This window comes from Pseudomonas sp. PDM18 (assembly GCF_014852585.1).
In the GTDB taxonomy this organism is placed as follows: Bacteria; Pseudomonadota; Gammaproteobacteria; order Pseudomonadales; family Pseudomonadaceae; genus Pseudomonas.
On record NZ_JACVBX010000001.1, the window covers coordinates 530,975 to 550,797 of the forward strand.

Here is a 19,823-nt window from a genome sequence, read left to right on the forward strand (position 1 = left end):
ACGCGCGTGATGCGCCGCTTCGTGCCACCCCGCAACGACTTGCTCACCGTGCCACCGGCAGCGATCTCGGCCCGTAAGTTCTGGCGCCAGCGGGCAGCAAGGTCATCACCAAGAGCTGCCAGCTGATCGGAGCTCATTGCCTCGAGTTCGCTATGCGTCAGCACTTCACCGCCTCCGTCCTGGGCAGCGCCAGGTATTGCTCAATCACGCGCAAGGCCTCATCGATCCCGCGGCAAACGGTGGCGTAGTAGCCCTGCTGCTCCATGCGGAGAAGGAAAGCGTTCTGCTCTGGTGAGACCCGGGAGTCGTTCGGCGGAGCTGCCTTGAACTCGATGAAGAGGCCGAACCAACCTCCGCGCGCCATAGGCAGGATGATGTCGCTGACGCCAGCCTTAACGCCCTGGCGCTTCATCTCGGCGGCAACCTTGATGTGGCGATGGCCACCATTCGGAACGTGGAAAGCGAGGCGAGCCACCTCTGGGTGCTTCACCGCGAGGATGGCGAAGAGGGCAGCCTGCTCCTTGCCCTCCCAGTCGATCTTCGGCTGACGAAGGGGGCGCGGACTGCGCGCCAGCGGACGAAGAGACTTCATGCCATCACCTCCGGACCATCCAGCCAGGCGAGGAAGCCAGCCGGCACGTCATGGCCCTCCTCCGCGACCAGCTTCGCGCAGCGGGCGAGCAGACCGGCCTGGGTGCCGTAACGCTGTTCGAACTGAGCCTTGAAGGGGTGGACGGGGATGCCAGGGAAGCCAGCCGGGCCCGTGCCGTTCTGGTGGTGGCCAGCGCACAGCGGCAGCACGTACCAGTGCGCATGGGGCTTGGTGCGACCGTCGACGTGATGGATGCTGCAGTGGTCGTTCAGCTCGTCATGGCCGAAGCGGCAGGCAGCGCAACCGACAACGCGAACGAGTAGGTCATGCCAGCGCTTCTGCTCGGCGGTAGGGTTTCGACCCTTCATGCTCATGCCGGCACCTCGCTGGCTGCCATGTCGGCCCTGATGATCGCCACCACCTCGTCGCTGGTGGCCAGGTAGAACGATGGTTCGCGACCACCCGGGCGAGTCACCGTGTAGCGGGTCTCCGGAAGCCGGCAGACTGCAACGGTGTAGCCGGCATCGGTCATCCAGCAGTCCTTGATCTGGTCGCCGTCGGCATTACGCTTGGCGCGCCACTTCAGGGGCGTCAGTTCACGCATTGGGTACCTCCTGGGCGCTCCTGATGGCGCGTTCGGTGATTTCGGTAATCTCGCCGGCGAGGAGCTGGTCAGCCTGCGCCTGAGCAGTGAGCAGGCCCTCGAGCAGCTGTGCCGACCTGGCCTCGCCTCTCTCGCGGAGGGTGGTGCGCTGCTCGTCGGTCATGTCCATGCCGGCGGCGCGGCGCTCCTGGGCGCGCTCCCGGCTGAGGCTTTCCAGCCCCGAGCGGATGGCGGCAAGACGGCCACGGATCGCGGCGGGTGCCTGGACGGTGTCGCCAGTCAGCAGCCCTGCGATGGCTCTGCCGCCAGCGCCAGCCGGCTCGAGGTTGTGGTGCGCGAGGAGCAGGGTCGCGGCCGGTGCAGGGAGGCGGCCCAGCACGCGTGCCTCCTGGATTGCCCTGGTCCTGCTCACCTCGTCATGCCCCAGGGATAGCTGCCATTCCAGCGGCTGCGCAGTCTGGCGGGCGGCGAAGGTGAATCGCTCGTAGGCGGAGATGAAAGCCATGCGCGCCCCCACCTTGTCGCCGGCCTGATAGATCGGCGCAGCAGCGGCGGCGGCCTTCTGAATCTCTGGCGTCATCAGGACCGTTTCGGCCTCGTCCATCGACTGCATGGCAATCGCCCAAGCCTCATTTGGCTCGGGGCGGCCGTCGGCGCCGTGGACGCGCTGCAGGATCGCGGCAAGCGTGAGCTTCCCGGTCAGCTCACGGCGGCAAGCGCGCAGTGCGTTGCCGATCAGCTCGGCAGGGTGCTCTGCCAGGTCTTCGGCGATCATCTCGGCCGCCTTCGCGCTCATCAGCTGCCCGAGCACCTCAGCGGTGGCTACGATGGCCATGGCCAGCTCAGCCTTCTGGTCAGAGGAAAGCATTCTTGCCGCCCTCCCCCTTGCCCCGCAGGTTCTTGGCCGCGGCCAGCGCCGCGTTGGCGTTCGCCTGGGTCTGCTCGATCTGGCGAGCAGTGGTGCCGTTGAGCTGGGCGCCGGTGGCCCACTGGGTCCGGTATGCCTCCGCCTTGACCAACAGATCACCGATGCTGTGGCAGCCATTGATCAATCGGGCGTCGTTGATCCCGACGAAGTACGCAGCGACAGCCGGCGCTTCCTCGGCCCCCAGGCGCTTCAGCAGGTCACGAACATTGCGGTTGACCTTGGCGTTGCGGACAGGGGCTGTGCCGTAGCGGGTGTGGTACGCCGCCGAGTACGCCGCCCAGATCGCCCGGCAGGCTTCCTGGCACATCGCCTCGTCATCCGGCTGGCCGGAATCGGCCGGCAAAAGGTTCCCTGTTGGTTCTACTGACGGTTCTATTACGGTTCTGGGTGCAGCAGCTGCGGGGGTGGGGTGCAAATCCTGCGGGGGCTGGGGTGCAGCAGGTTCGGGGGTGGGTGCATTTGCTGCGGGGGTGCATTTCTTGCGGGGGCGCACTTTCTGCGGGGGTGCAAATGCTGCGGGGGTTACGGTGAACATGGTCGACCGACCCTGACGCCCCTCGATGCGCAGTACCTTGCATTCGCTGAGTACCTTGATCGCCTGCTGCACGGCGCGCTCGGAGAGGCAGGTGCGCTCGCCGATCTTCGCCACCGACGGCCAGCACACACCCTCGTCGTTCGCGTTGTCCGCCAGGCTGATGAGGACAGACTTCTGAGCAGGGGTAAGGCCCTGGAGCGGCCAGCAGGCCGACATGATGATCGTGCTCACTGTCCACGCTCCAGCTGGTGTTCTGCCCAGAGGCTGGCAACCCACTGCACGCCCTTCGTGGTGAAGCGCGCCTGGGTGTAGGCGTGGCTGTTGTGCTCGCTGGTGCCTGTCCGGGTCTCGAACCGGCCGGCGGCGATGTGGTTGCTGTGGGCGGTGAGCGTGCCGTTCAGGTAGTACATCACCTTCCGCTTGATCAGCATCTCGCGCAGCTGGTGCTCGTTCGCCTTGAGCAGCTTGGCCACCTGACGGAAGCCCATCGAGCCCTTGGTCTCGACATAGCGGTCGACGAACTCAACCTTGGGTGCTGCGATCATCAGGGCCTGCTCGGCGACCTGACGCTGTTCGAACTGCTCAGCCCAGGCGCGAGCCGCCTCTGCCGGGTTCGCGAAGTTCGGCAGGGCCAGCGCAGGCGCCTGCATCGCCTCAAGCTCCTGCCACCGATCAACGATGCGGGCGGTGAATTCCGGCGAAAGGCGCGCCACCAGCACCAGGCTGTCCCGCTTCGACAGCAGGTGTTCCGGGTACTCCTGACCGTTCTGCTCGTGGATGTAGGGGGTCTCCACAGATTGTGTAACCCCCTGCTCTACCAGTTCCCGCGCCGTGCGAAGAACCTGGTCGTGGCGGCGGCCGGTGAGCTCGGCGATCTCGCGCGAGGTCATCGTCATCCGCGCCACGTTTTGCGCAACGTGAAAACGTGGCGCGGCATTGCTGATATCAGAAGTGGTGTGCATACTGCCTCCTGTGTTCTGAACCCCGGCGCCGTGTCCCCACACCTGGCCGGGGTTTGTTTTTATCGGGCCCCGGCTTTCGCCTTGGCGGTGGCGATTACGACGTCGATCTTCATCTTCGCCTCCTCCCCTTCCCGCTCGATCCGCTTCGCCTCGATCCGAGTAACCACCCCATCCTCCAGCGCCTCGATGGCTGCCTTTGTCACGTCTGCCGCTTCGCTGGCCATGGCCAAGGTCGCGTTCGCCAGGCACTCCGCCGGGGTCACCTCGCGCGCCACCAGATGGAAGCCGAAGGCATGCGCCAGCTCCTGAAGCGGGCGCAGGTCCTTGGTGTGCAGCAGGATCTGGTACAGGTGGTTGATGGTCAGCTTGTGCGAGTCGTTGTCCGGGTTCGCGCGCTGCAGCAGGCTCACATGGGGCAAGCCCATCTTGGCCGCCAGCTCCTTGGCCCCCGCGTCCTCTACTGCGTCGTGGCACGCCCTCAGGAACTCTTGCATTCGTAAATCCTCTGGATTCTTTCCGTGGAGCCCGGACTGGGCTGCTGGCAATCTGTAGTTACAGGTCAGGCGGCGGAGGCAACGCGCTCTCTGTAGAGCCGCTCAATTTCCTTCCCGGTCTCGTACCGGACCCCCGCGCCTTTGGATGCCCTGTGGATGGTGGGCTGGGTAGTTCCCGCTAGGTCGGCAATGGCTTTCTGCGAAAGCCCCTTCTCGACCAGCGCGGCGATCATTTCCTTGACGGTCATGGAGACCTCCAATGCGCTTTCGTATTGGTGATAATACGCACACGTATCGATCCGAGCAATACACTCGGGCAATACGTTTTTCTATTGGCGAAATCATGAACATTGGCGAACGGATCGAAGCCGAAATGCAGAAGCTCGAGTGGAGCGAGGGAGAGCTCGCCCGCCGCGCTGGCATCAATCAGCCCACCGTACACCGCATCATCAAAGGCGAGTCGAAAAGCCCCAGGCGCGACAACGTAGAGGCAATCGCCAAGGCCTTCGGCTGCTCGGCCGAATGGCTATGGACCGGTGTTGGCACTGCGCCCCTAGGAAGCCGATCAGGGTCGGCACCGACCAGCTCGGCTGCCAAGGTTCTGGAAATGCTGGAGAAGCACGGCAAGGGTCTCGGCGCCGCTGCGCGCGAGCAAATCTTGCAGGCAGCCGCTGAGGACGTTCAGGCGGCCGTCGGCTCGAACGTCATCGTCGCAGACTTCTCCCGGCCAGGCCCGGTTGGCGACGAGATCAGCATCGCGCACTACGACATCCGCGGCGCCATGGGCAACGGCCAAGTACCGGCCGACTACCCGGAAATGCTGCGCGACGTGAAGGTCAGCCAGGAACAGCTGCGCAAGCTCGGCGTCACCTTCGATGACCCGAATCACCTGAAGATGGTGTACGGCTGGGGCCACTCGATGGCTCCCACGATCAAGCACGCCGATCCGATGATCGTTAACATCAACATTCGCGAGTTCGACGGCGACGGGATCTTCATCTTCACCTGGCAGGGGCACCTCTACATCAAGCGCCTGCAGGTCCAGGATGCCGAGCACTTCGAAATGATCTCGGACAACAAGCAGCACAAGGACAGGGTCATCCGGATGGATGAGACCTATATCCATGCCAAGGTATTACTGGTTTGGAATGCGCAGTTGGTTTAGTGAAGGCCGGCCAGACTCATGCTGTTAAAAACCTCAAACCATGGCCACTCAATATCCCGTCACATTAATAAATCAAGACGAGAATGATCCAGCTAAACCCAATTGACATTTCAGAGTGGGGGCGACATGTTGAGTTCTCTGAGGCGTACCCTGAAGGTGCGCGCCCCAAAAGAATCGTTATATCTCCCGCGGAGCCCCTGCAGGAGATAATACGGCCTTCGTGGCAATACATGTTCAAACTCTCGGACCCAAAATATCCAGAGCAGTTCTGGTCAGAACTCATTGCCTATCAGATAGGGCTTCTATTAGATGTCCCTGTCCCTCCGGCACATGCCGGCTTTGACAGAATGACAGGAGAGTGCGGATCATTGAGCGAGTGGTTCTACGAACCCAATGAAGATGTATTCTACGCGGCGGGCCATTTCTTTTATCGCGACATCAAAGGATTCGACAAAGAAAAAGGCACTCAGCACAACCTACTGACTGCCCAAGAACTTAACGAAACCTTTATCGGAAAAGACCAGATATATGACTTCTGGTCAATGATGCTTTTTGACTCCCTAATCGGAAACACCGATAGGCATCAAGAGAATTGGGGATATCTTCTAAACACTCTACCGTACTCAAAGAGTGTTGCAAGAAGAAAAAACGAGCCATACAGAGTCCAGCTAAAATTCGCCCCATGGTTTGATAACGGAACAAGTCTAGGATACCAAATTATCGCCAGAAAGTTCCTGCAATGGGACAACACAAGGCTTGATAATTTCATTAAAAAAGGGACCCACCACTTCCGCTACGCAATGGATAATCTGACCCAGATTGGCCATATAGAGTCAATGCAATTTATCTCAAAACACAACGCCGATGTCAGGCACCTACTGCAACTTAGGCTGAAGCAATTTGATATCGAACAGTTCTCTGTCGTAATGACAAAACTTGTTGACCTCCCGATGCCTAAAGATGCTAGACTTACCAAAGACAGAGCAGATTTTATAGTTAGACTAACATTACGCAGATTAGAAATGATTATGGACACATTAAATGGCAACCATTAATCATACATTCGAGCCGTCTCGCCTGCTTCTGGTGTGGCACCACCTACGTGATGACTCTCCAAGGCATCGCCGCGTCGTCGGCGAAATATACAAAGACGGCAGTCACTTTTGCTTCAGATACACTAAGTCCACAGAAGATTTCAGGCTGGCAAAGCTGGAGGGATTCATTGGATACCCGGCGTTTACCATGAACTCCTCTGAGCCGTTTATGGATGTGCTTGATGTATTCACCAAGCGACTCCCCCCCAGAAAGCGTGCGGACTTCGGCAAATATCTTTCGCAGTATGGTCTTCCTGAAAACTTTTCCGGATCAGAAATGGCTCTTCTTGGATATACGGGAGCCAGACTAGAAAGTGACAGCTTTGAGCTCTGCCCTGACTATTCGGAAATTTCCGGACCTGCGGACTTAATATTTGATGTATCTGGTGCGAGTTATCACGTAACACCTAAAAATCTTCCAGAGGAAGAAGCACCAGTACAGTTCGAACGAGATCCAGAAAATATTCACGACAGCAGCGCCATAGCTATCTACTGTAACGCTCAACTGATTGGATACTTGAACAAGGCGCTTACAAAGGGATTCAGGCACCTCCTAGAAACCATGACTATTTCCGGAAAAATCCTTAAAGCACAAGTCAAGCAAAGCAAGATACAAGTACTTGTGCATGTAAAGTGCAGAACAAAGTAGATAATTCGGGCGCCGACTATGCGTCGGCGCCCGACCTCATCCGGCCCGCCTAAAATGGAGCCGTCTCCTCATGAGCCCTCTGCATCCCCCCTATCTCCGCCTCAGCAATCTCCTTGCCCCCCATCTCGCTCTCCTCGCATGAAGTCTGCCACTCCAGAACCGCAGTTCCGTCCTCGAGCTTGGTAACGACCAGGCCGTCAGTCTCCGACAGCTCATCCATCACCTGGCTCCACGCCTCGTCCGTGTCGCTGTCCAGGCGCCAGATAACCGCGCGCCGATCCGCCTGAGCCTTCGGGCTACCCACCATCGCCGAGATCCGCAGGCGCAGTCGGTCCAGCTCATGGATGCTGCTTCCCTTGGATGCTGAGACTGCTTGCTTCGTCATTGCCATAGCTCCTTGCCAATACTGTATGCACATACAGTATTCAGAAACGAATCGCCCTTCAACCGGTTTCCAGACTTCCGACGTCCTGCAAATTTCGATACGTATACGTATTGACATGCTCAATACGTGTTCGTATTGTTTATCCAACGCCAGCGTATTACGGCGCCAGGCCACAGAGCCGCGCTCTTTAACAACGCAGATCGCCTAGCTGGCAGATGCATAGCCAGCGGACCTACCGCGCAACGGTAGGCGGCAGCGGACAACACTCCGTGCCGGGCACAGGAAGACTCAGCGAGGAATCACCGATGAGGTGGTTTTGCGAGGAGTAACGGAACGGCTACTGAGGATTGCGCCCAGGGCACCGTGAACGCCGCAGCGGGAAAGCGACCGCAGCCTGTGCAAGAGCAAGAGAGATACCGGCACGTAATGCGCGTGCCGGCCGCTCTCCAGATCACCTTGTATCAGGGCGATCTGGACAGTGGATCATTTACGACGGTTCGATCCTGGTGCGCCACCTGGTACAGGGCGCCGCGGGGTGCGATAGCCGGATAGTGCGTGAATTTCTTCGCGCTTTATACGTGCCTCTAGCGCCTGTATTTCAAGGACAAGGCCGCCACCACGGCCAGAAGGACAAGACTCTAAACGCACATAGAGGCTCGCGAGATTTCGCTTCAAGCGCGCAATAAGCTCCAAATGCGTTTCGTTCGACTTGTTCTTGGTCATTTGCGCTTCCCTGATCCTGGCGCGCCACCGGGGACCACCTCGATTTCCGAATACTCCGTACGAGTCTTTGACCTGAATCCAGAGGCCAAAGCCTCGGCGCGACTTTCACAACTTCTACAGAGCCTTGGCAGATTCACCTCCCCCTCGATTCGGGGTAGCTCCATCTTGCAATCGGGGCAGCGAAGCACGGGTGAGAGCATGCGTCGCCGGAGGGTTTCAGTCGCAGCACGAACAGCCTCGGCGGACTTCGTTTCTTTCTCTTGTGCTGCCTTCGCGGCCTTCTCAGCCTTCTTGATGGCACGGCGCGCGGCTTTATCGAGCGGCGCTGAGGAGTCAGACGGCAATCGCCCAGGGTTCTCGAAAGTGCGATTGATCTCCGAAAGCCGCTTCAGGTAGTCGGCTGAGCTCATCGCGACCTTCTTCTTTTTTTCCTTCTTTGGCGGACCTTCAAGGGCCTTCAGCAGATCGTCCTTGAGTCTTCGCCACGCTTCATCACTGCGCTCAGACATTCCAATGCCTCGATTTCCTTCCCGGCTCGAGATTACGCCAGCGGGAGAGCTAAGGCCATGGGCGCCAAAACGAGGAAATGACCATGCAAGGAACCAATGCCCAGGCCTGGACGCAGCCCTTCCAGCACGTCAGCCGTCTCGGCACTCCAGGTGCTGCGCGCTGGGCCACAGTCAGCAGCTACTCCCGCGCCCTGCATGTGCTGAGTCGCTGGCAGCCAGGCTGTGGCCTCACCCCTGACACCGACAACTTCGAAAGCCTCGATGACGCCCAGCGCGCCGGCGAGGAATGGACCAATGGCGCCCGTGCCGTTCCCGCGGGTGGATAGCAGGAGGACGCAGCCATGTAACCGACAGCCCTGGTAGTTCGGCAACAAACCGGGCGAGCCGCGAAACGCTCACCGACATAAGGCGGACGTGAGCACAGGAAAGCCCAGGCCCTAACTGGGCTTTCCACCTTCCCTACCTGATCCCTTTCGAGAGCACTCCTCCGCGGCGCCCACCGGCGCATAGCCGCGCGCTGGAGTGCTGCCCAAAGGAAGCCAACCCAACCGAGGACACCGCCATGCCCAACTGGGTCACCAACGAGATCAGCGCTCCGCGCCAGGTTCTCGAATCGATGATCAATGCCGACGGCAAGATCGACTTCAACCGAGTGATCCCTTTCGAGGGTGAGCTCCTGAACGGCGTTTTCGGTGATGCGGAGACCTGCGCCGAGAAGGTGCTCGATCTCCCGCTCGACGAGCACCCGCTGATCCGCAGCCTGCAAATGGGCAACCGCGCCCGCGCCAAGGTTCAGGACCTCGGCGATGAGAGCTTCGAGCAGTTCGTCACCCTGCTCCGTAACCATCGCAAGACCGGCCACATGCACTCGATTGACTTCGGGCGCAGCTGCTGGGGAACGAAGTGGAACGCCTGCGACCAGGCCATCGCCCTCGAAGATGAGCTGCTCAGATTCGATACCGCCTGGAACTTCCCCGAGCTGGTACTGCTGAAGCTGAGCGAGCTCCACCCGGATGCGCTGATCGAAATCCGCTACGCGGACGAGGACATCGGCTCCAACTGCGGAGCAGTCCTGATGAAGGGTGGCCAGATCATCGGTCGCGACGAAGCCGGTAAGTGGGATGAGATGGCCGAGGCGGATCGTGAGAAGTGGAAGGCCTTCGCCATCCAGGTGAAGCGCTGGGAGCCTGAATCAGACGAGGATTGATCCTCCTGGAGATCGCCATGCAACAGCTGAACATTCGCCCGCAGCTGGCCGAGCTGCTCCCGCTTACTGCCGCCGCACGCGCCGCCTTCGAAGAGCGCCGCACCGTGGTGGTGGAGAAGCCTGCCTACCAGATCCGCCCCACCGGTCGCGGCTTCTTCCACATCATCGACACCGCCACCGAAAAGGCTGCAGGGTTCCGCCGCTCCCATGCTGAGGCCCTGGCCTACGCCGATATCCTGACGATCCGCAAGCGCGATGACATAGGAGCGGAAGGCTGATGGACAGCACCGAGTTGGACGGCGCCGTAAGCGCTTTCCTGAAGGCTGGCGGGGAAGTGCTGCAGGTGGACGGCTTTACCGGCACGGCACCTATCCGCCCCCGGCGCGAAATCCCGCGCTCGCCCAAGCCGCTGAAGCGCCCACGCACTCGGCCGAAGTCGCATCGGATGACCGCCGAGGAGGAAGAAGCGCTCGTTTGCAAGATCCGCGCTTTCGCGGCCGAGGGTTCGACGCAGAAGGCTGCACGCGAAGCCATCGGCATCAGCCAGATGATGTTCGTCTGCCTCTGCTTTGAGCACCAGATCAAGTTCCAGAAGAACAACCAGGACCATCGCCAGGCGGCCAACGAGAAGACCTCGCTCAAGGCGAAGGCCAAGCGCGACGAACTGGCACCCAAGGTCGCCGAGTATGCACACCTTGGGACGAGGGCCTGCGGGGAGCTCCTTGGCATCAGCGCCGGGAACGTCAGCCGGATCGCGCGTGAGAACGGCATTCCATTGAAGAGGTATCAGTAATGGCCAAGTCCCAGAAGGAACGCAGCAAGGCCTCCGCCGAGAAGCGCCAGCGCCTGGACGAGACCGAGCTGCGCCACCGGGTGCGCCGCGGTACCCGCTCCATGCTGGAGAACCTGATGCGCTGGCACGGCCTGCCCGAACAGAGCGAGGCGATACAGCTCCTTGTCATGAATGCGCACGCCGTTGGAGAAATTGCCTCCGCTGATTTCTTCCGCGAGCGGATTCCAGAAGGCGCCAGCTTCGATGAAGACCTTCGGCACCGGCTTCGACCTGGGCCTCGGCGACAGCTTGCAGAACTGCAAGGCTGGAACGGCATCGAGGAACAGGGCGAGGCGATAGAGCTGCTGATCATGCATGCGCATGACCTGGGCCCAGAAGGCTCCGCTCCCCTCCTCGCCATTCCGCGCCACGATTTCACGCCATCGGATTTCGTGGCGCGACAGCTAGAAAGGCTCGGCCGGCAAGAAGCCGCGCGACTCGACCAGCAGGACCAGTAACCCATCACCACGCCATCCGCTGCACCTGCGGCGCGGCGGCGCTCTACCTGGAGAAACCCAATGCAAGCAGTCATCTACGCAGGCCTGCGCAATCCAGGCCGTGACCAATCGATCGTTGATGCCCTCGCCGGCAAGACGGTCAGCGAAGTGGCGGAAGAGTTTCGCTGTGCGCCAAGCACCATCCGCGCAGCAGCCAAGCGCATCGCCGACTTGAATGTCTACGAGCTCCGCCTGACAGGGGGGGGTAAAGACTTGCCAGTTGGCAAGGTGGCAGCCAAGTCATTCCGTCGCGCCGCCCTGGGCGCTTATCGACACTTCTGCGGCACCTTCCGACATCTGGAACTTCCCAACTGGTCGGTAACAGACGGCACGAACACAATCTTCATTCAGGATCTGCGCAACCTGGACAGCGGCTGCGCTTCGGTTACTGAGGACGACTGAGAAACGGGAACAGCAAGGCTATTCCCGTGGTGCGGTGGATTGGGCGGAGGCTGATGGCGCAGTTACTTGTCTAGCCAGCCACCGACTCTTTCCTTAGCAATGGCGAGCGCGGTTTCTGGGAATACCCGGATCGAGCCCGCTGCTGCACGGAGAGCTGGTTCTTGGATGCGCTCCTCAAACCGGCAGGAGCCATCCTCTAGGTACATGCCCACGAAGACCTCTTCCACGATGTCATAAAGCATGCCGATTCTGATCTCGCAGACTCGGCCGTTGCCTTCCAGTTCGTGCACATCAGCAGTTGGGTACTTCGCCTCAAAATCATAGAAAACGCCAGTGCGCTGCATCTCATCACTCCTTGATCCGGCCCCATGCCGGGCCATCCGAACCTACCCCACTCCATGCCATTGCGCCACTACAGCACAAAAAAGCCCGGCAGTACCGGGCTTATGGAGGATCAGGCGCGCTGGATTGCGCAGTAGGGTTGCTGTGGTGGATCAGCTGTCTGCCCCGACGACATGAGGATCAGACCGACCAATGCGAGGTTCTTGAAAAGGTACTTGCAGCTGCATACGCAGCGCCTATGCTTGGGCATGAGTGATGTCTCCTATGGCCTTACTCATTTGGGCCCTCAGGTGTTGCAACCACCTGGGGGCCTTTTATTTCTGCGCCCCTCGGACCTGCATTCAAGGATAGTTCGTTCTTTGGTGTGTAAAGGACGAAAGAGCGAGAAGTTACAGATTTACCGAAGGGGAATTTCTCCCCTTTTGCCTCAGCTTTCACTGCCCCGCCACAGATATCTCAGGCCTTTGGCCTCCTCCCCCTAAACGAGTCAATCACGCCTCCAAAGCGGCTTCAGCTTGGCTGGAGTTGCCGTGATAGCGACGAGCAATCCTCAAATCATCAAGGCGCCATCAGGCGAAAGGATTTGTCATGTCCAGAATTTACCTCGCCGGCCCCATGACCGGCCTGCCGGAGTTCAACTACCCGGCCTTCCACGCCGAGGCCGCGCGCCTGCGTCAACTCGGCTACCACGTCGAGAACCCGGCCGACCACGGCGTGATCGACGGCTTCGAGTGGGCCGACTACCTGCGCCTGGACCTGCAGAAGCTGATCACCTGCGAGGCGATCGCCCTGCTGCCGGGCTGGGACAAGTCCAAGGGCGCCCGCCTCGAGTACCACGTCGCCAGTGAACTGGGCATGCAGGTGTTCACCGCCAGCCAGATCACCGAGCCCGCAAGGACCGCAGCATGAATCCCCGCATCCTGAAGAAGCTGAGCAAGCGCGTGGTTGCCATGGGTCTGTACCACGAAGGCGAGCTGTATACGGAGACAGATCGGTACGAATCCACCGAATACGCACCCGCCGGCGCCAGCCGCAAGCCTTCGCATCGAAATGAGCGCTACACGTTCGACCGGCCGCGCGATCGCCACCGCATGGGTGACATGCGCGTGCTGAGGGGCACTCCTGGGGTGTGGTGGTCGAGCCATACCGAATGCGGCACCGAGTACGACAGCGCGAACGCCTGGGCGCACGCCGAGCGGAACGTGATCGACGAAATCATGTGGGGTGCCACTGACTGGGACGACGACGGGAACGAGAGCTGGAAGGACGGCATTCCGCCGAAGTACCCGCGCAGTACGCCGGCCATGCTCCGCGCGATCGAGGGCTACGCCGCGGAACAGAAGCGCCAGCAAGAAGAGCGGAGGCAGGAGAGTCTGCGGTGGCGCGCGAGGCTCACAGCATGACCCGCCCCACCTTCTGCCGCCGCACCCTCCGCCCCATCCCCGAATGCGACTGCCTGCGCTGCAGGCCTGTCCTCCAGGAGCGAGCACCATGCAAGCCATCCAACTGACCGTCGAGCACCGCCAGGGCCGCGACGGGAAGCCGTACCTGTTGATCGACGGCCTGCCACGACTCGGCGCCGAACTCGATCCCGACCAGGCCCACGCGCTGGGCCGCCAGCTTATCCAGGCCGCAATCGACTCCCGCCAGGGCGAGCGCGGCACCATCCAATACCCCGTAGAGGGCTGAACCATGACCGAACAACAAGCCTGCACCCTTTGCGGTGCGGGAGGGCACACTGCTGCCCAGTGCAATTGGAACACACCTCTGGAGCTGCTACGGGAGTATGAACAGCACGGACACAGCGAGGGCTGGTGGCACAAGGTGACCGCCTTCCTCGCCTCAAAGCAGGACGAGCAGCGCGCTGAATTCCGCCGGCATCTGAGCGAGTGCGCAGCCGAGGTTGCGACTTGGCCTGCCTACAAGCGCGACTCGCTGGGTGTGATCATCAACGGCCACCAGCTGCGAAACGCGCTGGAGTTCCTCGCACCGGACAACAGCGCCGAGCAGCTCGGCGAAAACCTGGTGATCGAACTGCACGCCAAGGATGACGACTTCCCGGTGGCCGGCCTGTACGCCTACCACAGCGAATGCCCGGAGGAAGGTGCGATCTTCCTCGACGACACGGCACAGCACCCCGAGCAGGCAGAGGGCGCGCAGGGGGAGCGGGAGGATTGGTCAGCCTTCGATGACGGCATTGATTGGTCCTGCTTCCCTGGCTACCTGATCGACCACTGCGAAGGCGACACCATCACCGAAGAAGGATTGCAGTTCGCTCTGTCTGCAATGCTCAAGGACGATGACTACCTGCGCATTCAATCAGAGAAGGCCCGCGTCGCCCTGGCGCAACCCTCCCCGGCGCCGGAGCTGGAGCGACCGGAGGTGGTGGGCTACTGCGATCCTAACCATATCCAGCGGATGCGTGACGATCAGATCAGCGGCTACATGGTTCACGATGAGAAAGGCGTCTATACCTGCGAACCCCTGATGACCGTAGCCCAGCACAAGCGGATTCAGGCTGCCTGGAAAGAGCGAGTTCGGAGCACCTACGTTGACCTGACTCGCCGCAACAACGAGCTGATCGTAGAGCGCGACGCCACCCAGGCCAGGGTGGCGGAGCTGGAAGCTTGGTTCAAGCTCTACAACGAACGTCAGAAGCTTGCCGAGAATTTCCCTGATGACCCGGTCGCCCAGGCTGGGCAGGTGCCGGATGCTCTTCGCGAAGCGATCAAATGGGCGGATCACCTGCTCTTTGAGTGTGGCGCCTTGGTGCAGACCCGCGCGCCATCGGTCCACGTTTACAACCAGACCTATGCAGCAGTTGAAGCGGCCAAGGCCATGCTCGCCGCCGCGCCGGCGCAGGGAGAGAACGATGCCTGACCTCTCCGATTCCGATGTCCTGGATATGTTCGTCTACGACAGCGAGTCAGGCCTTCTGACTCGCAGGAAGTGGACCAGCAATAAAGCAGTAGGCGCGCCAGTCGGCAGTCCTAAAAAGGACGGCCATCTAGAGAAGGCGCTTGACGGCTATCTTTCGGCTGGCATTGCTGAGCTTGAGCGCGAACGCGATGCGGCGCGGGAGGAAGTCGCAGCCCTACGCTCCGATGCCAACAGCTACCAGACTGGCTACGACGAGGGTCGCCGTATGGGCACCAAGCACCGGCAGAGCGAGGTCGAGCAACTGAGGCGCGACCTGGAAGCCCTGCGCGCAAGGGTGGTAGTGATCCCTGATCGTGCACAGCATGACGACGGCGACAGCGAGCATTCGGACGGCTGCGTCCGTGGTTTCAATGACTGCCTCGACGAACTGGCGCGCCTCAACGGCAAGGCGGTGAGCGAGGGGCTTCTGCTGCGATGCCTTGAAGCTATCCGCGAGCATAAACACCTGCGGTACGTCGAAGAGATCGTCTACGAACTGAGCGATGCGCTCGGCGAGGGGAAGGAGCATGAGTGATCTTATCTGCCGCAAGACCATGATGCGCTGTCAGACGCCTGGGATGTGCGCTCCATATGGCGGTTGCCGGGATGAGGCAGCAATCCCCGCCGACCAAGTGCTGGTGCCGCGCCGTCTGCTCGAGGACATCGAGATGACCTGGCGGATATGGGACAGGCACGCGAAGCCTTTCAACGAGCTCGGCGAGCGAAAAATTAGAGAAGGCCTCGAAGAGCTGCGATCGCTGCTAAAGCACACCGCGAAGGCATGACTACACCCCAACACTGAACCCGCCGGCGCCAGCCGGCGTGATGAGGCATTGCCTATGGAACCGGAAATTATCCATATCCCCGAGTTGGCAAAGCTGCTCGGGCGAACCGAATCGTCTATCCGCAGTGCAATCCAGGCGCGACCGGACTGGCTGCCGCCCTACTTCAAACAAGGGGTGAGGGTGTGCTGGAGGCTGGAGACTGTGCGCACGTTCCTGCGCGAATACGAGGCGGGAGAGCACAAGGCTCCGAAGGTGGGAAGGCCTCGGCGGGAACCGCCGAAGCTGCTGAAGGCGAGCTAGCCGAGCTTGTCGGCCAGGTCATGCGGGGAAAGGTGGGTGTAGCGCTTGAGCATGGCCAGGGTCTTGTGACCTGTGATCGACGCTACCTCCATCATCGAGAAGCCCCGCTCAAAGAGTCGGGAGGTGGCTTCGTGGCGCAGGTCGTGGAATGTCAGGCCTTGAACCCCTGCCGCCTGGCAGGTCTTGGCGAAGTAATTGCTCACGGTGTCCGGGGCCAAGCTGAAAACCTTGCCATCGATTCTGGCGGGCAACGACTTGAACAGCTCTCGAGCCCTCGAGGACAGAGGCACAGTCCGGCGCTCTCCGTTCTTCGTGTCCTCCAGGATCGCCACCTTCTCGCGCACCTGCTCTCGGCGCAGCAGCAGAAGCTCAGAACGGCGCATCGCGGTATCGGCCGCCAACTCGATGATTACCGGCAGCTCGGGATGCAGCTTCGCAGCCTCCTCATAGACCTTGCGCAGTTCCTTGGTGGTAGGCCTGCGATCGCGTCCCTTGCTGTTCTTCGGCATGCGCAGGTTCTTGCAAGGATTCGTCAGCCCTTCCAGGCGCCATTCCTTAGCGGCGATGGTGTAGAGATGGCTGATGACTGCCATATTCAGACGGACGGTAGACGGCGCGGCACCAGACTTTAAGCGCTCGTCTCGATACTCGGCCAGGTCGGACGGCGTGATCTCCCCCAGCGCCTTGTCGGCCAGCGGATGCTCGAGCCAGCGCGCAATCCGAACTCGCTCCTGGGCGGCGCCCTTCTTGTGCTCGGTCACCTCCTCCTGATATTGCTTCAGGGCCTTGCCGAGCGTTGTCCGCATCGCTGCCCTGGTGTCGACGAAGCGCGAGCGCGACATGTCGCCCTCGATCTCGGCCGCCCAGCGCTGGGCTTCTGCCTTGGTATCGAAGGTTGCAGTAAGAGTGGGGTGTCCTTTGCGGCGAATCTGCGCCCGCCAGGCGCTGCCGCGCTTTTCGTAGTACGCCATGCGGCGAACTCTAGTGGGGGAATGGGGGAATGTCACGCAAAGTCATTCCCCCAAAATTCCCCCAAAAGAAAAGGGCCCCAGAGGCGAAAACCTCTGGAGCCCTTATATATGGCGGAGAGATAGGGATTTGAACCCTAGGAACTGTTGCCAGTTCAACGGATTTCGAATCCGTCCCGTTCGGCCACTCCGGCATCTCTCCGTGCGGCGCGCATGATACCAGCTTGAAGCCTGAAGGCGAAGCCCTTATTCAGGATTTTTTCGCGTGGTATCAGACGCTTGCGTGCACTGGTGGAATCAGAGCGGTACGCCGAGGCGGTGGGCCACTTCTTCGTAGGCTTCGATGACGTCGCCCAGGCCCTGGCGGAAGCGGTCCTTATCCATCTTCTTGCGAGTCTCCTTGTCCCACAGGCGGCAGCCGTCCGGGCTGAATTCGTCGCCCAGGACGATCTTGCCGTGGAACAGGCCGAACTCGAGCTTGAAGTCCACCAGCAGCAGGCCGGCGTCGTCGAACAGCTTGTTCAGCACTTCGTTGACCTTGAAGGAGTAGGCCTTCATTTCGGCCAGTTGCTCCAGGGTCGCCCAGCCGAAGGCCTGGACGTGGGATTCGTTGATGAACGGGTCGCCCAGGGCGTCGTTCTTCAGGAACAGTTCGAAGGTCGGCGGAGTGAGCTGCAGGCCCTCTTCCACGCCCAGGCGGCGCACCAGGCTGCCGGCGGCGTAGTTGCGCACGACGCACTCGACCGGAATCATGGCGAGCTTCTTGACCAGGACTTCGTTGTCCGACAGCAGGGCGTCGAACTGGGTCGGGATGCCGGCGGCTTCGAGCTTCTGCATGATGAAGGCGTTGAACTTGTTGTTCACCATGCCCTTGCGATCGAGCTGCTCGATACGCTTGCCGTCGAACGCCGAGGTGTCGTTGCGGAACAGCAGGACGAGGCGGTCGGCGTCATCGGTGGTGTAAACCGACTTGGCCTTGCCGCGATAGAGTTCTTCGCGTTTTTCCATGATGGGCTCCGCTTGCTTAGGGGGTGGGCTCAGGCGATGGTGCGCCAGTCGAGTCCAGAATGCTGATCGGCTACCTGCAGCCAGTCCGGGTCGCACCCGAGGGTGTCGACGAAGCTTTGCCGGGCCAGCTGCGGCGAGTTGTTCTTTTCGCTGAGATGCGCCAGCACCAGGTGCTGCAAGCTTTCCCAGCCCAGCTGGGCCACGAGTTCGGCGGCCTGCCGGTTGTTCAAATGTCCCCACTGGCCGCCTACGCGGACCTTGAGTGGGTAGGGATACGGACCGCGGGCCAGCATGTCGGTATCGTGATTCGCTTCGATGATCAACGCATCGAGGCCACGATAGCATTCCAGCACCTGCGCCGTGGCGGCTCCCAGATCGGTGAGCTGGCCAAAGCGCTTCCGGCCATCGGAAAACACGTACTGCAGGGGCTCCCGCGCATCGTGGGAGACGCTCACTGCAGTGACTTCCAGGTCTTTCAGTACCAGGCGGTCGCCGCATTTGAGCAGCCCCGCCGGGGTCACCGGCTTGCGCATTCCCTGCAGGGTGCCGGCGCTGAGGTACACGGGTATTCGATGGTGCCGGGCCAGCAGTTCGACGCCGTTGATGTGATCGGAGTGCTCGTGCGTCACCAGTACCGCGTCCAGCTGCCCGGGCTCCACGCCCAGGCGTGCCAGACGGCGGATGGTTTCACGCAGCGGGAAGCCGCAATCAATCAGTATCCGGGTGTCAGAACTGCTCACCAAGGCCGAATTGCCCCGGCTTCCGCTCCCCAGGACCGCGAAGTGCATTCCGCATACTCTCCTGGAGTTTTTCCAACACACCCTGCGCCACGTCAGCCGGTGCGGAGGTGTTGATGTCTTTGTCGACGGTGATCTGGACGGTGTTGCTCACGCTGGTCAGGCGAACCTGGTAGCGCTGGGCCTTGGCGTCCTCTTCTTCCTTGGTCTTCTCGCCACCGCCGAACAGGCGGCTGAAGAAGCCAGGCTTGTCTTCGTCCTTCTTCTTCGCGCCTTCGGCGATGTTGACGTAGTACACGCCCAGGCTGCGGTTGAGGTCGTCGACACGGATGTCGGCACGATCCAGCGCACGGCCGACGCTGACCCAGGCACGGTCGAAATCGGAGTCGACGGTCAGCACCGGGTTGCCGCTGCCGTCCTTGGTCAGCTGGACGGCACCGGGGGTGTCGTAGTCCGAGTGCGCGGCGAGCAGGGAGACGGAGCCGCCCTTCTCGGCGCTGGTGGCCATGCTGGCGATCATTTCGTCGAGCAGCGCGGCGTCCAGGCTCGGCACGGCCGGCTTGGTCGGCCAATCGCCAGTGGCGGTGCTGCCGGCCGGGCGGGTTTCGCTCAGCACGTAGACTTCACTGGTGTTGGTCTGCACGCCGGGCTCGATGCGCACACGAACGCGCGCTTCGCTGTCAGGCTCGACGCCCGACACACGGCTGCTCAGGCGACGCGCCAGGGGCGCGGAGAGCTGCGACAGCGGCTGCCAGTTGGTGCTGAATTCGCCAGTCTGCGGACGTTCGTTGGCGATGGAGAAGCCGTTGTCCTGGAAGAACTGGTGAGCGACCGGCCAGACTTCGGCCGGCGGACGCTGGGCAACCAGCCAGCGCGAGTCGCCGCTCTTCTGCAGGCTGAAGTCGCTGACTTCGCCGGCGCCGGACAGCGGCTGCGGACGCGGCACTTCGAACTCGCCTTCCTTCTCGGTGCTGGTGGCGACGTTCATCGGAATCGGCAGCAGCGGGTCGAGCTGCTTGCTCTGCATGCCCTCGGGCACCTTCATCGGTGCGGTTTCGCGGGCGTTGAGGTAGTCGTCGCCACGGTCGCGGAAGTAGCCTTCCGGGCCCCACAGCCAGCCGCAGCCGGAGGTGTTGCCGATAACCAGGGCGAGCGCAGTCAGTCCTGCCAGTCGCTTCATGCGAGG

The 19,823-nt window shown here is 61.2% G+C and carries 32 protein-coding genes and 1 tRNA gene; 16 read left to right on the plus strand and 17 right to left on the minus strand.

Annotated elements, in window-relative coordinates:
• Window positions 1-157: 157 nt before the first annotated feature.
• The 8 genes from IB274_RS02495 to IB274_RS02530 form a co-directional block, all read right to left on the minus strand.
• Complete coding sequence (locus tag IB274_RS02495; protein ID WP_192430515.1) at window positions 158-592, minus strand: VRR-NUC domain-containing protein; 435 nt, start codon at window positions 590-592, stop codon at window positions 158-160.
• On the minus strand, window positions 589-966 hold the full coding sequence (locus IB274_RS02500; protein WP_225614617.1) for a Ref family recombination enhancement nuclease: 378 nt from the start codon (window positions 964-966) through the stop codon (window positions 589-591). The genes IB274_RS02495 and IB274_RS02500 overlap by 4 nt, the downstream gene beginning before the upstream one ends.
• Window positions 963-1,196, minus strand: a complete 234-nt coding sequence (locus IB274_RS02505) for a hypothetical protein (protein WP_225614618.1) — start codon at window positions 1,194-1,196, stop codon at window positions 963-965. The genes IB274_RS02500 and IB274_RS02505 overlap by 4 nt, the downstream gene beginning before the upstream one ends.
• A complete protein-coding gene (locus IB274_RS02510) occupies window positions 1,189-2,031 on the minus strand; it encodes a hypothetical protein (protein WP_192430516.1) in 843 nt (280 codons plus the stop codon). The genes IB274_RS02505 and IB274_RS02510 overlap by 8 nt, the downstream gene beginning before the upstream one ends.
• A 19-nt stretch (window positions 2,032-2,050) precedes the next feature.
• On the minus strand, window positions 2,051-2,890 hold the full coding sequence (locus tag IB274_RS02515; protein WP_192430517.1) for a helix-turn-helix domain-containing protein: 840 nt from the start codon (window positions 2,888-2,890) through the stop codon (window positions 2,051-2,053).
• Window positions 2,887-3,621: a phage antirepressor KilAC domain-containing protein gene (locus IB274_RS02520; RefSeq protein ID WP_225614619.1), complete on the minus strand. Its 735-nt coding sequence runs from the start codon at window positions 3,619-3,621 to the stop codon at window positions 2,887-2,889. Before IB274_RS02520 ends, IB274_RS02515 begins: the two co-directional genes overlap by 4 nt.
• A gap of 59 nt (window positions 3,622-3,680) precedes the next feature.
• Complete coding sequence (locus IB274_RS02525) at window positions 3,681-4,115, minus strand: phage regulatory CII family protein (protein ID WP_192430518.1); 435 nt, start codon at window positions 4,113-4,115, stop codon at window positions 3,681-3,683.
• 65 nt (window positions 4,116-4,180) lie between these two features.
• A complete protein-coding gene (locus IB274_RS02530; RefSeq protein ID WP_192430519.1) occupies window positions 4,181-4,363 on the minus strand; it encodes a hypothetical protein in 183 nt (60 codons plus the stop codon).
• An 11-nt stretch (window positions 4,364-4,374) separates the two neighbouring features.
• On the opposite strand from IB274_RS02530, the gene IB274_RS02535 reads away from it, so the two are divergent.
• The 3 genes from IB274_RS02535 (at window position 4,375) to IB274_RS02545 (ending at window position 7,023) form a co-directional block, all read left to right on the plus strand.
• Window positions 4,375-5,280, plus strand: coding sequence for an XRE family transcriptional regulator (locus tag IB274_RS02535; RefSeq protein WP_225614620.1), 906 nt, complete (start codon window positions 4,375-4,377; stop codon window positions 5,278-5,280).
• Window positions 5,281-5,363: 83 nt separating this feature from the next.
• Window positions 5,364-6,335 (plus strand): hypothetical protein, encoded by a 972-nt coding sequence (locus IB274_RS02540; protein WP_192430520.1) that lies wholly within the window; start codon window positions 5,364-5,366, stop codon window positions 6,333-6,335.
• Window positions 6,322-7,023: an HIRAN domain-containing protein gene (locus tag IB274_RS02545; RefSeq protein WP_192430521.1), complete on the plus strand. Its 702-nt coding sequence runs from the start codon at window positions 6,322-6,324 to the stop codon at window positions 7,021-7,023. The genes IB274_RS02540 and IB274_RS02545 overlap by 14 nt, the downstream gene beginning before the upstream one ends.
• A gap of 49 nt (window positions 7,024-7,072) precedes the next feature.
• Here IB274_RS02545 and IB274_RS02550 read toward each other — a convergent pair whose 3' ends face one another.
• The 3 genes from IB274_RS02550 to IB274_RS02560 all read right to left on the minus strand — a co-directional run bounded on the left by IB274_RS02550 (window position 7,073) and on the right by IB274_RS02560 (window position 8,640).
• Window positions 7,073-7,408, minus strand: a complete 336-nt coding sequence (locus tag IB274_RS02550) for a DUF1654 domain-containing protein (protein ID WP_192430522.1) — start codon at window positions 7,406-7,408, stop codon at window positions 7,073-7,075.
• A 483-nt stretch (window positions 7,409-7,891) separates the two neighbouring features.
• The gene (locus IB274_RS02555) at window positions 7,892-8,131 is read right to left on the minus strand and encodes a hypothetical protein (RefSeq protein ID WP_192430523.1); all 240 of its coding nucleotides are present in this window, start codon (window positions 8,129-8,131) and stop codon (window positions 7,892-7,894) included.
• Window positions 8,128-8,640: a hypothetical protein gene (locus IB274_RS02560; RefSeq protein ID WP_192430524.1), complete on the minus strand. Its 513-nt coding sequence runs from the start codon at window positions 8,638-8,640 to the stop codon at window positions 8,128-8,130. Before IB274_RS02560 ends, IB274_RS02555 begins: the two co-directional genes overlap by 4 nt.
• Window positions 8,641-8,723: 83 nt before the next feature.
• Here IB274_RS02560 and IB274_RS02565 point away from each other — a divergent pair, with 83 nt between their 5' ends.
• From IB274_RS02565 to IB274_RS02590, 6 genes are all read left to right on the plus strand, one after another.
• On the plus strand, window positions 8,724-8,966 hold the full coding sequence (locus IB274_RS02565) for a hypothetical protein (protein ID WP_192430525.1): 243 nt from the start codon (window positions 8,724-8,726) through the stop codon (window positions 8,964-8,966).
• A 236-nt stretch (window positions 8,967-9,202) separates the two neighbouring features.
• Entirely contained in the window at window positions 9,203-9,847 is a 645-nt protein-coding gene (locus tag IB274_RS02570; RefSeq protein ID WP_192430526.1) for a hypothetical protein, read from the plus strand.
• Between the two features lie 17 nt (window positions 9,848-9,864).
• Window positions 9,865-10,125: a hypothetical protein gene (locus IB274_RS02575; protein ID WP_192430527.1), complete on the plus strand. Its 261-nt coding sequence runs from the start codon at window positions 9,865-9,867 to the stop codon at window positions 10,123-10,125.
• A complete protein-coding gene (locus tag IB274_RS02580; protein ID WP_192430528.1) occupies window positions 10,125-10,640 on the plus strand; it encodes a hypothetical protein in 516 nt (171 codons plus the stop codon). The genes IB274_RS02575 and IB274_RS02580 overlap by 1 nt, the downstream gene beginning before the upstream one ends.
• On the plus strand, window positions 10,640-11,137 hold the full coding sequence (locus IB274_RS29570) for a hypothetical protein (RefSeq protein WP_225614621.1): 498 nt from the start codon (window positions 10,640-10,642) through the stop codon (window positions 11,135-11,137). Before IB274_RS02580 ends, IB274_RS29570 begins: the two co-directional genes overlap by 1 nt.
• 60 nt (window positions 11,138-11,197) lie before the next feature.
• A complete protein-coding gene (locus IB274_RS02590; RefSeq protein ID WP_192430529.1) occupies window positions 11,198-11,578 on the plus strand; it encodes a hypothetical protein in 381 nt (126 codons plus the stop codon).
• Window positions 11,579-11,640: 62 nt separating this feature from the next.
• Here the strand turns inward: IB274_RS02590 and IB274_RS02595 are convergent, their stop codons facing one another.
• Window positions 11,641-11,922: a hypothetical protein gene (locus tag IB274_RS02595; protein ID WP_192430530.1), complete on the minus strand. Its 282-nt coding sequence runs from the start codon at window positions 11,920-11,922 to the stop codon at window positions 11,641-11,643.
• 586 nt (window positions 11,923-12,508) lie between these two features.
• Here IB274_RS02595 and IB274_RS02600 point away from each other — a divergent pair.
• The 7 genes from IB274_RS02600 to IB274_RS29575 all read left to right on the plus strand — a co-directional run bounded on the left by IB274_RS02600 (window position 12,509) and on the right by IB274_RS29575 (window position 15,924).
• Window positions 12,509-12,829, plus strand: coding sequence for a DUF4406 domain-containing protein (locus IB274_RS02600; RefSeq protein WP_192430531.1), 321 nt, complete (start codon window positions 12,509-12,511; stop codon window positions 12,827-12,829).
• The gene (locus IB274_RS02605) at window positions 12,826-13,323 is read left to right on the plus strand and encodes a hypothetical protein (RefSeq protein WP_192430532.1); all 498 of its coding nucleotides are present in this window, start codon (window positions 12,826-12,828) and stop codon (window positions 13,321-13,323) included. The genes IB274_RS02600 and IB274_RS02605 overlap by 4 nt, the downstream gene beginning before the upstream one ends.
• 88 nt (window positions 13,324-13,411) lie before the next feature.
• Window positions 13,412-13,609 (plus strand): hypothetical protein, encoded by a 198-nt coding sequence (locus tag IB274_RS02610; RefSeq protein WP_054908792.1) that lies wholly within the window; start codon window positions 13,412-13,414, stop codon window positions 13,607-13,609.
• A gap of 3 nt (window positions 13,610-13,612) precedes the next feature.
• Window positions 13,613-14,800, plus strand: coding sequence for a hypothetical protein (locus IB274_RS02615; protein WP_192430533.1), 1,188 nt, complete (start codon window positions 13,613-13,615; stop codon window positions 14,798-14,800).
• The gene (locus tag IB274_RS02620) at window positions 14,793-15,374 is read left to right on the plus strand and encodes a hypothetical protein (RefSeq protein WP_192430534.1); all 582 of its coding nucleotides are present in this window, start codon (window positions 14,793-14,795) and stop codon (window positions 15,372-15,374) included. The genes IB274_RS02615 and IB274_RS02620 overlap by 8 nt, the downstream gene beginning before the upstream one ends.
• Window positions 15,367-15,624, plus strand: a complete 258-nt coding sequence (locus IB274_RS02625) for a hypothetical protein (RefSeq protein ID WP_192430535.1) — start codon at window positions 15,367-15,369, stop codon at window positions 15,622-15,624. Before IB274_RS02620 ends, IB274_RS02625 begins: the two co-directional genes overlap by 8 nt.
• A 54-nt stretch (window positions 15,625-15,678) precedes the next feature.
• Window positions 15,679-15,924 (plus strand): hypothetical protein, encoded by a 246-nt coding sequence (locus tag IB274_RS29575; RefSeq protein ID WP_225614622.1) that lies wholly within the window; start codon window positions 15,679-15,681, stop codon window positions 15,922-15,924.
• On the opposite strand, the gene IB274_RS02630 is transcribed toward IB274_RS29575, so the two are convergent.
• From IB274_RS02630 to bamC, 5 genes are all read right to left on the minus strand, one after another.
• On the minus strand, window positions 15,921-16,895 hold the full coding sequence (locus IB274_RS02630) for a tyrosine-type recombinase/integrase (RefSeq protein WP_192430536.1): 975 nt from the start codon (window positions 16,893-16,895) through the stop codon (window positions 15,921-15,923). The two genes, IB274_RS29575 and IB274_RS02630, sit on opposite strands and share 4 nt — an antisense overlap.
• Window positions 16,896-17,004: 109 nt before the next feature.
• A tRNA-Ser gene (locus tag IB274_RS02635) sits at window positions 17,005-17,094 on the minus strand.
• Window positions 17,095-17,189: 95 nt separating this feature from the next.
• Complete coding sequence (purC, locus tag IB274_RS02640; RefSeq protein WP_045210340.1) at window positions 17,190-17,900, minus strand: phosphoribosylaminoimidazolesuccinocarboxamide synthase; 711 nt, start codon at window positions 17,898-17,900, stop codon at window positions 17,190-17,192.
• 29 nt (window positions 17,901-17,929) lie between these two features.
• Window positions 17,930-18,688 carry an MBL fold metallo-hydrolase gene (locus IB274_RS02645; RefSeq protein ID WP_081520173.1) on the minus strand — a complete coding sequence of 253 codons (759 nt, stop codon included), beginning with the start codon at window positions 18,686-18,688 and terminating at the stop codon, window positions 17,930-17,932.
• Window positions 18,627-19,817 carry an outer membrane protein assembly factor BamC gene (bamC, locus tag IB274_RS02650; RefSeq protein ID WP_192430537.1) on the minus strand — a complete coding sequence of 397 codons (1,191 nt, stop codon included), beginning with the start codon at window positions 19,815-19,817 and terminating at the stop codon, window positions 18,627-18,629. The genes IB274_RS02645 and bamC overlap by 62 nt, the downstream gene beginning before the upstream one ends.
• Window positions 19,818-19,823 lie beyond the last annotated feature (6 nt).

Bases quoted from the DNA above. Each gene is read 5' to 3' on its own strand.
- IB274_RS02535 (WP_225614620.1), top strand. From the start codon at position 4,375: ATGCGCTTTCGTATTGGTGATAATACGCACACGTATCGATCCGAGCAA.
- IB274_RS02560 (WP_192430524.1), bottom strand. From the start codon at position 8,640: ATGTCTGAGCGCAGTGATGAAGCGTGGCGAAGACTCAAGGACGATCTG.
- IB274_RS29570 (WP_225614621.1), top strand. From the start codon at position 10,640: ATGGCCAAGTCCCAGAAGGAACGCAGCAAGGCCTCCGCCGAGAAGCGC.
- IB274_RS02525 (WP_192430518.1), bottom strand. From the start codon at position 4,115: ATGCAAGAGTTCCTGAGGGCGTGCCACGACGCAGTAGAGGACGCGGGG.
- IB274_RS02495 (WP_192430515.1), bottom strand. From the start codon at position 592: ATGAAGTCTCTTCGTCCGCTGGCGCGCAGTCCGCGCCCCCTTCGTCAG.
- IB274_RS02530 (WP_192430519.1), bottom strand. From the start codon at position 4,363: ATGACCGTCAAGGAAATGATCGCCGCGCTGGTCGAGAAGGGGCTTTCG.
- IB274_RS02605 (WP_192430532.1), top strand. From the start codon at position 12,826: ATGAATCCCCGCATCCTGAAGAAGCTGAGCAAGCGCGTGGTTGCCATG.
- IB274_RS29575 (WP_225614622.1), top strand. From the start codon at position 15,679: ATGGAACCGGAAATTATCCATATCCCCGAGTTGGCAAAGCTGCTCGGG.
- IB274_RS02545 (WP_192430521.1), top strand. From the start codon at position 6,322: ATGGCAACCATTAATCATACATTCGAGCCGTCTCGCCTGCTTCTGGTG.
- IB274_RS02610 (WP_054908792.1), top strand. From the start codon at position 13,412: ATGCAAGCCATCCAACTGACCGTCGAGCACCGCCAGGGCCGCGACGGG.
- IB274_RS02590 (WP_192430529.1), top strand. From the start codon at position 11,198: ATGCAAGCAGTCATCTACGCAGGCCTGCGCAATCCAGGCCGTGACCAA.
- IB274_RS02505 (WP_225614618.1), bottom strand. From the start codon at position 1,196: ATGCGTGAACTGACGCCCCTGAAGTGGCGCGCCAAGCGTAATGCCGAC.
- IB274_RS02580 (WP_192430528.1), top strand. From the start codon at position 10,125: ATGGACAGCACCGAGTTGGACGGCGCCGTAAGCGCTTTCCTGAAGGCT.
- IB274_RS02550 (WP_192430522.1), bottom strand. From the start codon at position 7,408: ATGACGAAGCAAGCAGTCTCAGCATCCAAGGGAAGCAGCATCCATGAG.
- IB274_RS02595 (WP_192430530.1), bottom strand. From the start codon at position 11,922: ATGCAGCGCACTGGCGTTTTCTATGATTTTGAGGCGAAGTACCCAACT.
- IB274_RS02620 (WP_192430534.1), top strand. From the start codon at position 14,793: ATGCCTGACCTCTCCGATTCCGATGTCCTGGATATGTTCGTCTACGAC.
- IB274_RS02645 (WP_081520173.1), bottom strand. From the start codon at position 18,688: ATGCACTTCGCGGTCCTGGGGAGCGGAAGCCGGGGCAATTCGGCCTTG.
- IB274_RS02500 (WP_225614617.1), bottom strand. From the start codon at position 966: ATGAGCATGAAGGGTCGAAACCCTACCGCCGAGCAGAAGCGCTGGCAT.
- IB274_RS02520 (WP_225614619.1), bottom strand. From the start codon at position 3,621: ATGCACACCACTTCTGATATCAGCAATGCCGCGCCACGTTTTCACGTT.
- IB274_RS02575 (WP_192430527.1), top strand. From the start codon at position 9,865: ATGCAACAGCTGAACATTCGCCCGCAGCTGGCCGAGCTGCTCCCGCTT.
- IB274_RS02555 (WP_192430523.1), bottom strand. From the start codon at position 8,131: ATGACCAAGAACAAGTCGAACGAAACGCATTTGGAGCTTATTGCGCGC.
- IB274_RS02540 (WP_192430520.1), top strand. From the start codon at position 5,364: ATGATCCAGCTAAACCCAATTGACATTTCAGAGTGGGGGCGACATGTT.
- IB274_RS02565 (WP_192430525.1), top strand. From the start codon at position 8,724: ATGCAAGGAACCAATGCCCAGGCCTGGACGCAGCCCTTCCAGCACGTC.
- purC (WP_045210340.1), bottom strand. From the start codon at position 17,900: ATGGAAAAACGCGAAGAACTCTATCGCGGCAAGGCCAAGTCGGTTTAC.
- IB274_RS02600 (WP_192430531.1), top strand. From the start codon at position 12,509: ATGTCCAGAATTTACCTCGCCGGCCCCATGACCGGCCTGCCGGAGTTC.
- IB274_RS02615 (WP_192430533.1), top strand. From the start codon at position 13,613: ATGACCGAACAACAAGCCTGCACCCTTTGCGGTGCGGGAGGGCACACT.
- bamC (WP_192430537.1), bottom strand. From the start codon at position 19,817: ATGAAGCGACTGGCAGGACTGACTGCGCTCGCCCTGGTTATCGGCAAC.
- IB274_RS02625 (WP_192430535.1), top strand. From the start codon at position 15,367: ATGAGTGATCTTATCTGCCGCAAGACCATGATGCGCTGTCAGACGCCT.
- IB274_RS02630 (WP_192430536.1), bottom strand. From the start codon at position 16,895: ATGGCGTACTACGAAAAGCGCGGCAGCGCCTGGCGGGCGCAGATTCGC.
- IB274_RS02510 (WP_192430516.1), bottom strand. From the start codon at position 2,031: ATGGCCATCGTAGCCACCGCTGAGGTGCTCGGGCAGCTGATGAGCGCG.
- IB274_RS02570 (WP_192430526.1), top strand. From the start codon at position 9,203: ATGCCCAACTGGGTCACCAACGAGATCAGCGCTCCGCGCCAGGTTCTC.